General features: G+C 72.9%; 14 protein-coding genes. 9 read left to right on the top strand and 5 right to left on the bottom strand.

Features of this window, described 5'->3' with window-relative positions; genetic code table 11:
- The first annotated feature begins 7 nt into the window (after positions 1-7).
- From ABZT87_RS19835 to ABZT87_RS19825, 3 genes are all read left to right on the top strand, one after another.
- On the top strand, positions 8-238 hold the full coding sequence (locus tag ABZT87_RS19835; RefSeq protein ID WP_354858993.1) for a hypothetical protein: 231 nt from the start codon (positions 8-10) through the stop codon (positions 236-238).
- Positions 239-290: 52 nt separating this feature from the next.
- A complete protein-coding gene (locus tag ABZT87_RS19830; protein ID WP_355137220.1) occupies positions 291-1,157 on the top strand; it encodes a hypothetical protein in 867 nt (288 codons plus the stop codon).
- A gap of 294 nt (positions 1,158-1,451) precedes the next feature.
- Entirely contained in the window at positions 1,452-2,771 is a 1,320-nt protein-coding gene (locus ABZT87_RS19825; RefSeq protein WP_354858988.1) for a hypothetical protein, read from the top strand.
- A gap of 108 nt (positions 2,772-2,879) precedes the next feature.
- Here the strand turns inward: ABZT87_RS19825 and ABZT87_RS19820 are convergent, their stop codons facing one another.
- Positions 2,880-3,227 carry an Lsr2 family protein gene (locus ABZT87_RS19820; RefSeq protein WP_007460530.1) on the bottom strand — a complete coding sequence of 116 codons (348 nt, stop codon included), beginning with the start codon at positions 3,225-3,227 and terminating at the stop codon, positions 2,880-2,882.
- A 155-nt stretch (positions 3,228-3,382) separates the two neighbouring features.
- On the bottom strand, positions 3,383-3,529 hold the full coding sequence (locus ABZT87_RS19815) for a LuxR C-terminal-related transcriptional regulator (protein WP_355137218.1): 147 nt from the start codon (positions 3,527-3,529) through the stop codon (positions 3,383-3,385).
- On the opposite strand from ABZT87_RS19815, the gene ABZT87_RS19810 reads away from it, so the two are divergent.
- The 4 genes from ABZT87_RS19810 to ABZT87_RS19795 all read left to right on the top strand — a co-directional run bounded on the left by ABZT87_RS19810 (position 3,528) and on the right by ABZT87_RS19795 (position 7,102).
- Positions 3,528-3,845 carry a manganese catalase family protein gene (locus ABZT87_RS19810; protein ID WP_355068355.1) on the top strand — a complete coding sequence of 106 codons (318 nt, stop codon included), beginning with the start codon at positions 3,528-3,530 and terminating at the stop codon, positions 3,843-3,845. The two genes, ABZT87_RS19815 and ABZT87_RS19810, sit on opposite strands and share 2 nt — an antisense overlap.
- A gap of 72 nt (positions 3,846-3,917) precedes the next feature.
- Positions 3,918-4,199, top strand: a complete 282-nt coding sequence (locus ABZT87_RS19805) for a hypothetical protein (RefSeq protein ID WP_355137216.1) — start codon at positions 3,918-3,920, stop codon at positions 4,197-4,199.
- 38 nt (positions 4,200-4,237) lie between these two features.
- The gene (gene lon / locus ABZT87_RS19800; RefSeq protein WP_355137214.1) at positions 4,238-6,568 is read left to right on the top strand and encodes an endopeptidase La; all 2,331 of its coding nucleotides are present in this window, start codon (positions 4,238-4,240) and stop codon (positions 6,566-6,568) included.
- 132 nt (positions 6,569-6,700) lie between these two features.
- Positions 6,701-7,102 carry a DoxX family protein gene (locus ABZT87_RS19795; RefSeq protein ID WP_355137212.1) on the top strand — a complete coding sequence of 134 codons (402 nt, stop codon included), beginning with the start codon at positions 6,701-6,703 and terminating at the stop codon, positions 7,100-7,102.
- A gap of 50 nt (positions 7,103-7,152) precedes the next feature.
- On the opposite strand, the gene ABZT87_RS19790 is transcribed toward ABZT87_RS19795, so the two are convergent.
- Both ABZT87_RS19790 and ABZT87_RS19785 read right to left on the bottom strand, forming a co-directional pair.
- Entirely contained in the window at positions 7,153-8,898 is a 1,746-nt protein-coding gene (locus ABZT87_RS19790) for a DEAD/DEAH box helicase (RefSeq protein WP_354858976.1), read from the bottom strand.
- A 63-nt stretch (positions 8,899-8,961) separates the two neighbouring features.
- Entirely contained in the window at positions 8,962-9,861 is a 900-nt protein-coding gene (locus ABZT87_RS19785; protein ID WP_355137210.1) for a hypothetical protein, read from the bottom strand.
- A 131-nt stretch (positions 9,862-9,992) separates the two neighbouring features.
- On the opposite strand from ABZT87_RS19785, the gene ABZT87_RS19780 reads away from it, so the two are divergent.
- Positions 9,993-11,147, top strand: coding sequence for a histidine kinase (locus ABZT87_RS19780; RefSeq protein ID WP_354858970.1), 1,155 nt, complete (start codon positions 9,993-9,995; stop codon positions 11,145-11,147).
- Positions 11,144-11,749 carry a response regulator transcription factor gene (locus tag ABZT87_RS19775; protein ID WP_355068362.1) on the top strand — a complete coding sequence of 202 codons (606 nt, stop codon included), beginning with the start codon at positions 11,144-11,146 and terminating at the stop codon, positions 11,747-11,749. Before ABZT87_RS19780 ends, ABZT87_RS19775 begins: the two co-directional genes overlap by 4 nt.
- 294 nt (positions 11,750-12,043) lie before the next feature.
- On the opposite strand, the gene ABZT87_RS19770 is transcribed toward ABZT87_RS19775, so the two are convergent.
- On the bottom strand, positions 12,044-12,340 hold the full coding sequence (locus ABZT87_RS19770) for a hypothetical protein (protein ID WP_355137208.1): 297 nt from the start codon (positions 12,338-12,340) through the stop codon (positions 12,044-12,046).
- Positions 12,341-12,421: the final 81 nt, after the last annotated feature.

Below are 12,421 nucleotides of genomic sequence, written 5' to 3'. Positions count from 1 at the left end.
CCGACCCTTGACAGGCTTCTACAACGGTGGAGATCCATTCGGACTGACCATCCACCGCGGCACCCCGAACGTCTCCGGGTCGGCCCGCCCAGTCCTGGTGCTCGGCGTCGACGCGCCCGGCGCGGGCAACGCGGCCCACCACGACATGGCCGTCACCCGGGGGTACTGGGAGCAGCTCCCCGGGGAACGCCCGCCCGGCCCGGCCGTCCGGGCCGCACCGCCGAGGCGCACACCATGATCGACCGCCTAGACTCGGCGCGGTTCGACCGACCGGCGGATGGATCAGGCAGATGACGAGCAGCGGTGATCGCGGCTGGCTGCGGGCGATGCCCGCCGATGGTGGACGCGACGCGCTGTTCGACCGCGCCGGCCACCGGGTGTACGGGACGTGCCGGCTCAGCGAGCTGGTGCAGGGGCGTCCGCCCGGCGTCACCGGCAGCCAGTGGGGTTCGGCCAGCCGGGCGGCGTTCGACCTCGTGGTCAGCGCCGCCGACACCGGGCGGCCGGTCGTCGCCGTGGTGATCGGTCCGGTCCCGCCTGCCGGGTCGGCCGAGCAGCGCGTCGAGCGCCTCACCGACGCCGTGAGCGCGGCCGTCGGACTGCCCGTGCTGCGCATCGGGTCACCGACGCTGCGGGCCGCCGAGCACGGCCGGCGCCTCGTCGAGTACGTGGTCGACGCGCGCGCCTACGCGGCGGGCGGCACCGGGGACGAGCCCGCTCCGGTGGGCTTCCGCGACATCCTCGGACGGCTTCCGGACGGCCGGACCGGCCCGGTGAACGACCTCGGCACGTTGACCCGCGCTGCGGCGGTCGAGGCGTACGTGGCCGGGCGCCTGGCCGACCCGATCGTGCGCGGGCTGCACGTGCACTGGGCCGAGGGCCCGGCGGAGGGCTGGAGCTGGGTCCAGGTGCGCCCGGACGCCTGCCTGGTCGAGCGGGTCTCGGTGACCGCGCAGCGCTTCTCCTGCGGCGTCGACGCGGCCCGGCTGGCCGAGGACCTGGCGACCGTCGCGGTCGGCGAACGGCTGCGCGCCGTGCGGCCGGACGGCCCGGACCTGCTGGCGCGCGCGGACCTCACCACGGAGATCGTCGCGTTGAGCCGGCGGCGGGACGAGCTGGTGGGCGGTTTCGCGTTCGACCACCTCTGCGCGGACTGACCGGCCACTTTCCCTGCTGAACCCTGCTCCGCACCCGATCCGCTCGGGGGGCGGAGCAAATTTTCCTGTGCGCGGGTTGAACCTTCCCCGTCGCCGTCCCGTACTCCTGCGCGAATGAAGAGGATCTCCCCAACCGCGTCGACCGGACGCGGGAGACGGTGCGGAAAGGGCATCGTCGGCCATCGACACGTTACCGGGTAGGTCGCGGTGGTCGCCGCCGTGGCGTGCCATCTCACATCCGTCGGTCCGCCGAGGGCAGGAATCCACTACCGGATCGAGAAGGAGAGCAATTCGATGCGCAGGTCCACTCGGGCGCGCCGGTCACCCGGCATCGCGCGGAGCAAGCGTCTGCTGGCCGTTGTCGGCACGCTCGTGGTCTTCGGCGGAGTAGTCGCCGTCACCCAGATCTCGTCGGCCCAGGACCGGCGGACGAACAAGCCCCGGCCAGCCGCCGGGCAGTGCGTGGAGCCGAGCCCGGGCTCGACCGCGCCGAGTGGCGCCTCGACCAGCCGCACCTGGCAGAACGGTCGGTGGGTGCGTAACCACTGGGGTGACGGTCAGGAGTCGGTGGCGGAGTGCGAGGACGCCAAGGACGGCACGGTGGGCACCGGCTCGGCCGTCGCCTGTCCCGATGTGGCGGCCAAGCTGCCGCAGGTGCCGGATCGGGCGCGAGCCGAGGTCGACCGTAATCTCGCACAGTTGCAGACCCAGATCGCCGAGGCCGATCGACGGCTGGCCGCCGAGGGCAACAAGGGCGCCGATTTCATCCGCAGTGCGATCCTGCAGCCGCTGGCCGGAAAGCGTAAGGCGGTGCTGGACCGGATCACGACCGCTATCGACCGGGTCGGACCGCGTCCGCAGGGTTTGGCGCAGCTCGCCGAGTGCCAGGTGCAGCCGACCGGTAACAACAACGGCGGCAGCACCGGTGGCGGGAACAACAACGGTGGGAACACCGGCGGTGGCAACAACAACGGTGGGAACACCGGTGGCGGAAACACCGGCGGTGGCGGAAACACCGGCGGCGGCAACAACAACGGCGGGAACAATGGCGGCACCGCCCCGGGCGCGGGGCTCGGCGTGCTGGCCAACAACTGCGACGAGAGCCAGTTGCAGCCGCACAACGGTTTCCAGAACGGCAACCGGTGCGTGAGCACCGAGTTCGGTGAGGTCGGCGCCGCCGCCAACAACCCGTCGCTGCTGATCACCCAGTTCCCGCAGCAGGTCGGCCGCAACCAGCCCTTCACCCTGCGGGTCAGCACCAAGAACCTGGTCCGTGACCGCTTCCTCGCGGCCGGTCAGGGTGGGTACTACGTGGAGAGCTCGCTGCTCAACGCCCAGGGCCTGGTCCGGGGTCACTTCCACACCGCCTGCCGGATGCTGGACAGCCTGACCGCGCCGCCGGAGCCGCAGGAGGTGCCGGCGTTCTTCGTCGCGACCGAGGACGGTCGCGGTGGCGCCCAGCCGGACGACGTGACCATTCAGATTCCGGGCCTGCCGGAATCGGGTACGGCGCAGTGCTCGGTCTGGGCCGGTGACGGCTCGCACCGTCTGCCGATGATGGAGCGGGCGAACCAGACCCCCGCCTTCGACTCGATCCGCATCAACGTGAACTGATTCGACAGTCGGCCGGCCAGTCGGGGTGGACAGCCCCGGGTGGCCGGCCACGCACACAGCGACGGGGTCCTGCCGTTTCCGGCGGGACCCCGTCGCTGTTGCCGTGTGTCAGCGGCTCTTGTACGCCTCGACGACCTCGACCGGGATCCGGCCCCGCTCGGAAATCTTGTAGCCGTTCTTGACGGCCCATTCCCGGATCGCCCGGTTCTGCTCGCGGTCCATTCCGGCGCCGCTGGGTCGCCCCGGCCGCCGAACTGTCCGTGTGTTCTCCGCCGGGCCCCGACCGATCCGCCGACCCGCATTGATGTACGGGTCCAGCGCCTTACGCAGGACGCCGGCATTCTCGTCCGAGACGTCGATCGTGTAGGCCACGCCGTCGAGACTGAACTCGACCGTCCGGTCGGCCTTCCCGCCGTCGAGGTCGTCGGTCAGGACCGTGATTACTTTTCTCGCCATTGCCGATTACTCCCTGTGTGTGGCGGGATGTGTCCAAAGTCTGACCTACCACCCGGGGAATCCGCAACAATATGCGTCCCATTCATTCGGCGCGTCGCGATTGAGTGGCGCACAAAACCGCGAACCGACGCGGAATCGCGGGCGTTGCCGCCGCGTCAATCGGTAAGCAGGCCGGCGTGGCCGGCGATGGCCGCCGCCTCGGCGCGGTTGGAGACCCGCAGCTTGCGCAGCAGCGCGGCGGTCATCCGTTTGACCGTCCGTTCCGAGACGTGCAGTTCCTCGGCGACGTCGACGGTGCTCATGTGGCTGGCCGCCATCGAGCAGCTCAAGGAGGACGGCCTGGAGGACATGCCGGTGCCGGACGCCTTCCCGGATTCCGGGGAGTTCACCGACGAGTTCGGCTACACCTACCTGGGTTTCTCCTCCGGCACCGACGCCGCTCAGGGGCGCTGGGCGTCCGGGCCCGCGCCGGACGGCAGGGGCGAGTTCCGCTACGACGACAATCCGCGCGCGAACGCTCCCGAGCCGGTGCTGCCGCCCGGTGACCCGCGGCTGTACGGCACCAACCCGGGCATGGCCGGCAGCGCCGTGGACACCGTCACGAGCAAGCTCACCTGAGGTCGTCTCGTCGGGTCGCCCGCCCCGCACGGGACGGGACCGGCCCACCCAGGAAACGAGGAGGAGAAGCGCATGTCCGTCGTCGCGTCCGTCCGGGACACCGCCGTCGTCCCACTGTCGCGTACCCGGGTGAAGCTTGTGGTCTGCACGGTGTTGACCGCGCTCGCCGTCGGCGTCGGGCTGCCCGCCCGGGTGGTGCTCGCCCTGTCGTTGACCAGCCTGGCCATTCCCGTCGCCGTGGCGCTGGCCGGCGGCATCCGGGCGGTCCGGGAGCTGGTGCTGCCGATTCGCCCGCCGGCACCGGGCAGTGGTCTGGGTCACACCTCGGAACAAGGGGAACGCTTTGTTACTTGAGTGAGACACGCTCAACTCAACGCGATAGCAGGTGTTCGATGGCAACTCTTCCGGTACTTCCCCTGACCGACGCCGTGCTGCTGCCCGGCATGGTCATCCCGGTGACCCTCGACCCGACCACCCAGGCCGCCATCGACGCGGCCCGGACGACCGGCGACCGCAAGCTGCTGGCCGTGCCGCGTATCGACGGCGAGTACGGCCCGGTCGGCGTGGTCGCCACCATCGAGAAGGTCGGCCGGCTGCCCGACGGTGAGCCTGCCGCCGTGGTCCGTGGCCTGTCCCGGGCCCGGATCGGCTCCGGCGTGCCCGGCCCCGGCGCGGCCCTCTGGGTCGAGGCGACCGAACTCGACGAACCCGCTCCCGCCGGCCGTGCCCGGGAACTCGCCCGCGAGTACCGCGCCCTGGTGACCTCCGTGCTCCAGCAGCGAGGCGCCTGGCAGGTCATCGACGCGGTGGAGCGGATGACCGACCTGTCCGAGCTGGCCGACTCGGCCGGCTACGCGCCCTGGTTGACCCTGGACCAGAAGACCGAGCTGCTCGCCGCGCCGGACGTCACCGCCCGGCTGGAGCTGCTGGTCGGCTGGGTCAAGGCGTACCTGGCCGAGCAGGAGGTCACCGAGCAGATCAACAGCGACGTCCGCGAGGGCCTGGAGAAGTCGCAGCGGGAGTTCCTGCTGCGCCAGCAGCTCGCCGCGATCCGCAAGGAGCTGGGCGAGGACGAGCCCGACGGCTCGGCCGACTACCGCTCCCGGGTGGAGAGCGCCGACCTGCCGGACAAGGTCCGCGAGGCGGCGATGCGCGAGGTCGGCAAGCTGGAGCGGGCCAGTGACGCCTCCCCGGAGGCGGGCTGGATCCGCACCTGGCTGGACACCGTGCTGGAAATGCCGTGGGGTACGCGTACCCAGGACAACACCGACCTGGCCGCGGCCCGGGCGGTGCTCGACGCCGACCACGCCGGCCTGGCCGACGTGAAGGACCGCATCCTGGAGTACCTCGCGGTGCGCAACCGCCGGGCCGAGCGCAACCTCGGCGTGGTCGGCGGTCGCGGCTCCGGCGCGGTGCTCGCCCTCGCCGGTCCTCCCGGGGTCGGCAAGACCAGCCTCGGCGAGTCCGTGGCCCGGGCGCTCGGGCGCAACTTCGTCCGGGTGTCGCTCGGCGGCGTCCGCGACGAGGCGGAGATCCGCGGTCACCGGCGTACCTACGTGGGCGCTCTGCCCGGCCGGATCGTGCGCGCGCTGCGCGAGGCCGGCTCGATGAACCCGGTCGTGCTCCTCGACGAGGTGGACAAGCTGGCCGCCGGCTACGCCGGCGACCCGGCCGCCGCCCTGCTGGAGGTGCTCGACCCGGCGCAGAACCACACCTTCCGGGATCACTACCTGGAGGTCGACCTGGACCTGTCCGACGTGCTGTTCCTGGCCACCGCCAACGTGGTGGAGTCCATCCCCGGCCCCCTGCTGGACCGGATGGAGCTGGTCACCCTGGACGGCTACACCGAGGACGAGAAGGTCGCCATCGCCCGCGACCACCTGCTGCCCCGGCAGCGGGAGCGGGCCGGTCTGACCGCCGACGAGGTCAGCGTCGCCGACGAGGCGTTGGCGCAGATCGCGGGGGAGTACACCCGGGAGGCGGGCGTCCGGCAGCTCGAACGGGCGCTGGCCAAGATCCTGCGCAAGGTGGCGGTGACGCTGGCGACCGACCCGTCGCCGGTACGCGTCGACACCGACAACCTCACCGGCTACCTGGGGCGGCCGAAGTTCACCCCGGAGTCGGCCGAGCGCACCGCGGTGCCCGGCGTGGCCACCGGCCTCGCCGTCACCGGCGCCGGCGGGGACGTGCTCTTCATCGAGGCGACCAGCATGGAGGGCGAGCCGGGGCTGACCCTGACCGGCCAGCTCGGCGACGTCATGAAGGAGTCGGCGCACATCGCCCTGTCGTACCTGCGCTCCAACGGGCGGCGGTTCGGCATCGACCCGAACGTCCTGGCCGGGCGCCGGATCCACGTCCACTTCCCGGCGGGCGCGGTGCCCAAGGACGGCCCGAGCGCCGGCATCACCATGGTGACGGCCCTGGCGTCGCTGGTCACCGGTCGCCCGGTCCGCCCCGAGTTCGGGATGACCGGTGAGGTGACGCTCTCCGGACGGGTGCTGCCGATCGGCGGGGTGAAGCAGAAGCTGCTCGCCGCGCACCGGGCCGGCCTCACCGAGGTGATCATCCCGGCGCGCAACGAGCCGGACCTGGACGACCTGCCGACCGAGGTGCGTGAGGCGCTGACCGTGCACACCCTGGCCGACGTGGCCGACGTGCTCGCCCTGGCGCTGCGCCCGGCCGACGTCGAGGCGCTGGACGGTCCGGCGCTCTTCAAGGTCTGACGCTCCGAACCAATGGCCCCCGCCGTCTTCTGACGGCGGGGGCCATTGATGTACGCGCACAGGGGTCTACTGTCTCGCTTGAACCCTCAATCACCTCTCCGCCGCGAGGCGGTTCCCCCGGAGGAAACCCCCGTGAACCTGGTGCTCTGGATCATCCAGATCCTGCTCGCCGTCGTCTTCGCCGGCGCCGGCCTGGCCAAGCTGACCCAACCCAAGGAGAAGCTGCGCGACCGGATGGGCTGGGTCGACCCGGTCCCGCCGACCCAGGTCAAGGCCCTCGGCGCCGTCGAGCTGCTGGCCGCCATCGGGCTCGTGCTGCCCGCCCTCACCGGCATCGCCACCGTGCTCACCCCGCTCGCCGCCGTCGGGCTGGTCATCGTCATGGTCGGCGGCATCCTGGTGCACCTGCGCGACATGAAGACGCGCACCGGCGACCGACGCAAGCTGGAGATCCAGGGCGCGATCACCTGCACGGTGCTGCTCGTCCTCGCCGCTGTGGTGGCGTGGGGCCGCTTCGGGCCGTACTCCTTCTGAAGCCTGACGCGCCGGCGACCGTCGTACCTCGGCGGTCGCCGGCGGCTCGCTCAGCGCCCCTCGCCGCCGCGGTCGCGACGAACCGTGGCCTTGCGGCCCTTGATGGTGCTGGAGCGCAGCCCGGAGATCACCTCGTCGGCCACCCCCTGCGGCACCTCCACCAGGGAGAAACGGTCGGCGATCTCGATCGAGCCGATGTCCCGGCCGCGGATCCCGGTCTCGCCGGTGATCGCGCCGACCAGATCCTGTGGGCGCACCCCCGCGCGCCGGCCCAGGCCGACGAAGACCTGGACGGTGTTGCCACCGCCCGAGCGGGGCCGACCCCCGCCGCGCCGGTCGCCGCCCCGGCCACCGGCCTCCGGCCGACCCTCGCGCGGGCCGCGCACCGGCGCCTGCGGGATCTCCTCCTCGTCGTCGGAGCCGGGGGACGTCACCTCGTGCGCCAGTTTCACCGCGGCGAGCGCGACCTCCATCAGGTCGAACTCGTCGGTCAGCGTCTCCACGATCACCCGGAACGGGTCCAGGTCGTCCTCCAGCAGGCTCTCCCGCAGCGCCGCCTGGGTCAGCTCCAGCCGGCGGGTCCGCATGTCGGCCACGGTGGGGATCTTGTCGATGGTGATCCGCTGGCCGGTCACCCGCTCGATCGTCTTGAGCATCCGGTGCTCACGCGGCTCGGCGAGGGTGATCGCCACGCCCTCCCGACCGGCCCGGCCCACCCGACCGATCCGGTGCACGTACGACTCCGGCGCCGACGGCACGTCGTAGTTGACCACGTGGGTGAGCTGCTCGACGTCCAGCCCACGGGCGGCCACGTCGGTGGCGACCAGCAGGTCGGCGGTGCCGGCCCGCAGCCGGCCCATCACCCGGTCGCGCTGCTCCTGGCTCATCCCGCCGTGCAGCGCCTCGGAGCGGTAGCCCCGGCCGTTCATCGTCTCGGTCAGCCGGTCCACCTCCTCGCGGCTGCGGCAGAACACGATCGCCGCCGTGGGCGACTCGACGTCCAGGACCCGGCCCAGCGCGGCCGGCTTGTGCGCGCGCGTCACGATGTACGCGCTCTGCCGCACCCGGGGCGCCTCGCCGGCCACCGTCGGCTCCCGGCCGATCTCGATGCGGACCGGCTCGCGCAGGTGCTGGCGGGCCATCCCGTCGATCCGGGACGGCATGGTGGCCGAGAACAGCACCGTCTGGCGCTGCGCGGGGGCGTGTTCCAGGATCGCCTCGATGTCCTCGGCGAAGCCCATGTCGAGCATCTCGTCGGCCTCGTCGAGCACGACGGTGGCCAGGCCACCGAGGCGCAGGGTGCCCCGGGCGATGTGGTCGAGGGCACGACCCGGGGTGGCCACCACCACGTCGACGCCCATGTCCAGGGCCCGTAGCTGCCGCCCGATTGGCTGCCCACCGTAGATCGGCAGCACTCGCGCGCCCAGGTCCTTGCCGTAGCGGTGGAACGCCTCGGACACCTGCACCGCCAGCTCCCGCGTTGGCACCAGCACCAGCGCCACCGGGTCCCCGCCGTCGCGGTGGGCCGTCATGAGGTTCAACAGTGGCAGCGCGAACGCCGCCGTCTTGCCGGTGCCGGTGGCGGCCTGACCCAGCAGATCCCGACCCTCCAGCAGCGGTGGGATAGCCTCCCGCTGGATGGGGGTCGGCTCCTCGTAGCCGAGGGCGGCCAACGCGCCCAGCAGCTCGGGTCGCAGCCCCAGCTCGGTGAAGGCGTACACCTCTTCGGTGCCGGCGGGGGTGGCGTCAGTCGGTGCGTCAGTCGGTGCATCGTGCTGTGCAGGTGCGGAACTCATGTGCCAAGCCTTTCATTCCGCCGTCCGGGCCGCTGCGCCGACCGGCACAAGAGCGCACCCGGGTCAGCCGGCGGCGGTCAGGATCGCCAGCACCATCACCGCCGCGAGGGCCGCGTCGAGCACCCCGCACCACTCGGCGTAGGCGCGTGGCACCACCCGGCCGGTGCGGTGGTGCACCAGGTCCCAGCCTGCGTGCGTCAGCCACCCGAACGCCACCAGCCACGCGGCGGTCCGTCCGCCCGCCGCGACGGCGACCAGCGTCAGGGCGACCCAGGCCGCCAGACCGGCGAGTTGAGTGGCGAGCACGCCCGGCCCGCGCAGCGTCCGCCGGGCCACGCCGATCACCAGGTAGCCGCCGGGCAGCACCAGCATCGTCCACGGGCTGAGCACCCCCGGGTCGACCCACATGTCGACGGTCATCAGCAGCGCGAGCCCGGTCGGCCAGCGACGGGCGAGCGCCACCACGGCCGGGTGCCGGCGTACCGCAGTCGGTGGTTCGTGCCGGTGTCGCACCGCCACCAGCACCATGGCCGGCACCATCAGCAGGTGCCCGCCGAGCAGCAGGGCGTCGCCGTCCACCAGACCGGCCCGAAACGGCACGAGCAGCAGCAGGAACGGAACGTACATCGTGGCGGCCATCTCGCCCACCCCACGCCAGCGGTGCCCCCGGTGACGCATCCACACGGTCATGCCGACGGTCATGTTCGTGGCCATCACCAGCGCGGCCACCTCCGGGCGACCCAACGTCGCGTTCACCCCGAGCAGCGTGCCGGCCGCGTCCCAGAACGGGCCGAGCAGCAGCATCCCGACGAGCATCGCGATCGCCATCTCGCCGAGGTGCCACCACCACCCCCGCCTGCCGCCGGTCGCCGCCGGGACCGGGGGCGCTGGCTGACCGGTCGGCACGGGCGCGGCCGACGGTACGACGGGTGCGGTGTCCGCGTACATCTGTGTCTTGTCCATGCCTCGACCCTGCCGGCGGCGCGGCGGCAAGGGCAGATGCGTCCGTCACCGGAAGTTCGTGCGGGCCGCACGGTTCGACCGTGACATCTCGCAGGGGTGGACCGTGCGCGGGGCGGTCCTAGGATCGGTGCGTGCTGAGCGAGGCGGGGACTCCCCGGGCGGACCGCCGGTTGCGCCGGGCCCGCCAGGCGACGCTGCTGTCGCTCGTCACCGGCGTCTGGGCGAGTGTTCTGCTGCCCGCGGTCGGCCTGGCCCGCGAGCCCGATGCGGGCAGGGCGGTGCTCGGCGCGGTAGGCGTTCTCGCCTTCGTGATCGCCCAGACCGCCGTGCTGTACGCGGCCGTGACGCCGTGGCTCGACAGGCGCTGGCGTCGCCGCGCCCACCTGGGTCTGGCCGGGGCGGCGGTGCTGACCGTTCCGCTGGTGGGGCCGGTGGCGGCCGGCGCCTGGCCGACCTGGGCCTGGCTCGGGGCGGCGCTGATCGGCATGGCGCCGCTGCTCGTCCGGCCACCGGCCGCGCTCGCGGTGGCGGCAGCCGTCCTGCTGGTGTCGGTGGCCGTCGCCGGGTGGACCGGTGGTTCCGTCGCCCGCCACCTGGCGGTGACCGGCGGGATCGGGGTGGCCGTCGCGGCAGTCAACGGCTTGCAGGTCTGGTTCTGGGACCTCCTGGTGGACGCCCGGCAGGGCCAGGCGGCGCAGGCCCGGCTGGCCGCCGCCGAGGAGCGGCTGCGCTTCGCCCGCGACGTGCACGACGTGCTGGGCCACCGCCTCACGGTGATCGCCCTGAAGGCCGAACTCGCCGCCCGGCTCGCCCCGGTCGACCCACAACGGGCCGGCCGGGAGGCCGCCGAGGTGCAGCGACTCGCCGCGTCGGCGCTGACCGAGGTACGCGAGACCGTGCACGGCTACCGCGTCGTCGACCTCGACGAACAGCTCACCGCGATCGTGGGGGTGCTGCGGTCCTGCGGCGTACGGTGCACGGTCGGGCCGCCGCCGGCGGACCTGCCGCAGTCCGCCGCCACCGAACTGGCGGCGGTGCTGCGCGAGGCCGGCACGAACGTGCTGCGGCACAGCCGGGCCGACTGGTGCCGGATCCACATCGACCGGGAGGACGACGTGGCCAGGATGACTGTGGTCAACGACGGCGCCGACGACCGGGGCCCGGACGCGCACAGCCACGGCCTGCGCGGCCTGGCCGACCGGCTCGCCGCCGCCGGCGGCGATCTGCGGGTACGCCGGGAGGACGCCGTGTTCACGCTCGAGGCCACCGTGCCGGTGGTGACGTGATCCGCGTCCTGCTCGCCGACGACGAGGACCTGATCCGGGTCGCCGTCGGCGCGCTGCTCGGTCTGGAGCCGGACATCGAGGTGGTGGCAGACGCCGCCGACGGGCCGACGGCGGTCACGGCGACGCTCGCGCACCGCCCGGACGTGGCCGTCGTGGACCTGGAGATGCCCGGCCTGGACGGCATCGCGGTGGCCGCCGAACTGGCCCGAGCGCGGCCCGAGTGTGCGGTGGTGGTCCTCACCGGGCACGGCCGGCCGGGTCACCTGCGGCAGGCGCTGACCGCCGGCGCCCGAGGCTTCCTGCCCAAGGGCTCGCCCGGTGGCGCGCTCGCCGACGTGATCCGCCGGGTGCATGCCGGCGGCCGGTACGTCGACCCGTCCCTGGCCGCCGACGCGTTGACGCTGCCGGCCTGCCCGCTGACGCCCCGCGAACTGGAGACGCTGCGGCTGGCCGAATTCGGCGCACCGGTCGCCGTGATCGCCCGCCGGGTGCACCTGTCCACCGGCACCGTGCGCAACCATCTCTCCGCCGCCGTGCAGAAGCTCGGCGCGACCGACCGTGCCGAGGCGGTGCGGACCGCCCGGGACAACGGCTGGCTCTGACCTGTCGTCACCCCTTTGCTCTGCTTCACCCCACGCAACACCGGGCCTTCGAAAGGCTTGGCTACCGGCAACGCGCCCAGGCGACGAACCGATCGTCGAGGTCTGGCGTGGACATGCCGGAATGATGCTCGGCGGCCTCGTCCCTCAGGGCTGTCAGGTGGACCAGCAGGGCCGCTCGGTTCTCGCGGTACTCGCCGAGGAGACTCAGCTTCGCCGCCGAGCAGGGCCAGGCGATCCCGCACGACTGGCACCGCCAGGTGGGACGGGTCGGCAGGTGGGGGAGGGCGCGCCGCCTCACCCGGATGCTCCCGTGCGTGCCGGCCCCCGAGCCGGGCGGCGCTCGGGCCCCACGGACAGCCACCGCAGCCCGTCGCGGAGGACGAACACCTCCCGCTTCGCCACGGCCAGGCCGCCGCGACCCAGCTCGTACCCCTCGACCCACGTCCACCCGTGGTAGGTGTGGCGGTCGGTCAACTCGCGTACGACCCGCAGGGTGAGCGGGCGGACGAACTGCGGACTGGCGGCACGGGTCAGGTACAGAACGTCTCCGACCCTGATCGTGCGGGCATTCGCCGCGACATCCTCTGACACGTCGCGCTCCTTCCGAGGTGGAGGGAGCCGCCCCTGAGCGTCATCCCCAGGGACGGCTCCGTTGCGAACGCGTCCGCCGGG

This window comes from Micromonospora sp. NPDC005237, from assembly GCF_040607775.1.
Lineage (GTDB): Bacteria > Actinomycetota > Actinomycetes > Mycobacteriales > Micromonosporaceae > Micromonospora.
Note: the sequence above shows the minus strand (reverse complement) of the source record. Positions and strands in the feature narration are given on the sequence as shown.

What these genes read in the sequence shown, in the direction of transcription:
- ABZT87_RS19830 (WP_355137220.1), top strand. Translation starts at nt 291, where the DNA reads ATGACGAGCAGCGGTGATCGCGGCTGGCTGCGGGCGATGCCCGCCGAT.
- ABZT87_RS19825 (WP_354858988.1), top strand. Translation starts at nt 1,452, where the DNA reads ATGCGCAGGTCCACTCGGGCGCGCCGGTCACCCGGCATCGCGCGGAGC.
- ABZT87_RS19820 (WP_007460530.1), bottom strand. Translation starts at nt 3,227, where the DNA reads ATGGCGAGAAAAGTAATCACGGTCCTGACCGACGACCTCGACGGCGGG.
- ABZT87_RS19810 (WP_355068355.1), top strand. Translation starts at nt 3,528, where the DNA reads ATGTGGCTGGCCGCCATCGAGCAGCTCAAGGAGGACGGCCTGGAGGAC.
- ABZT87_RS19815 (WP_355137218.1), bottom strand. Translation starts at nt 3,529, where the DNA reads ATGAGCACCGTCGACGTCGCCGAGGAACTGCACGTCTCGGAACGGACG.
- ABZT87_RS19805 (WP_355137216.1), top strand. Translation starts at nt 3,918, where the DNA reads ATGTCCGTCGTCGCGTCCGTCCGGGACACCGCCGTCGTCCCACTGTCG.
- lon (WP_355137214.1), top strand. Translation starts at nt 4,238, where the DNA reads ATGGCAACTCTTCCGGTACTTCCCCTGACCGACGCCGTGCTGCTGCCC.
- ABZT87_RS19790 (WP_354858976.1), bottom strand. Translation starts at nt 8,898, where the DNA reads ATGAGTTCCGCACCTGCACAGCACGATGCACCGACTGACGCACCGACT.
- ABZT87_RS19785 (WP_355137210.1), bottom strand. Translation starts at nt 9,861, where the DNA reads ATGGACAAGACACAGATGTACGCGGACACCGCACCCGTCGTACCGTCG.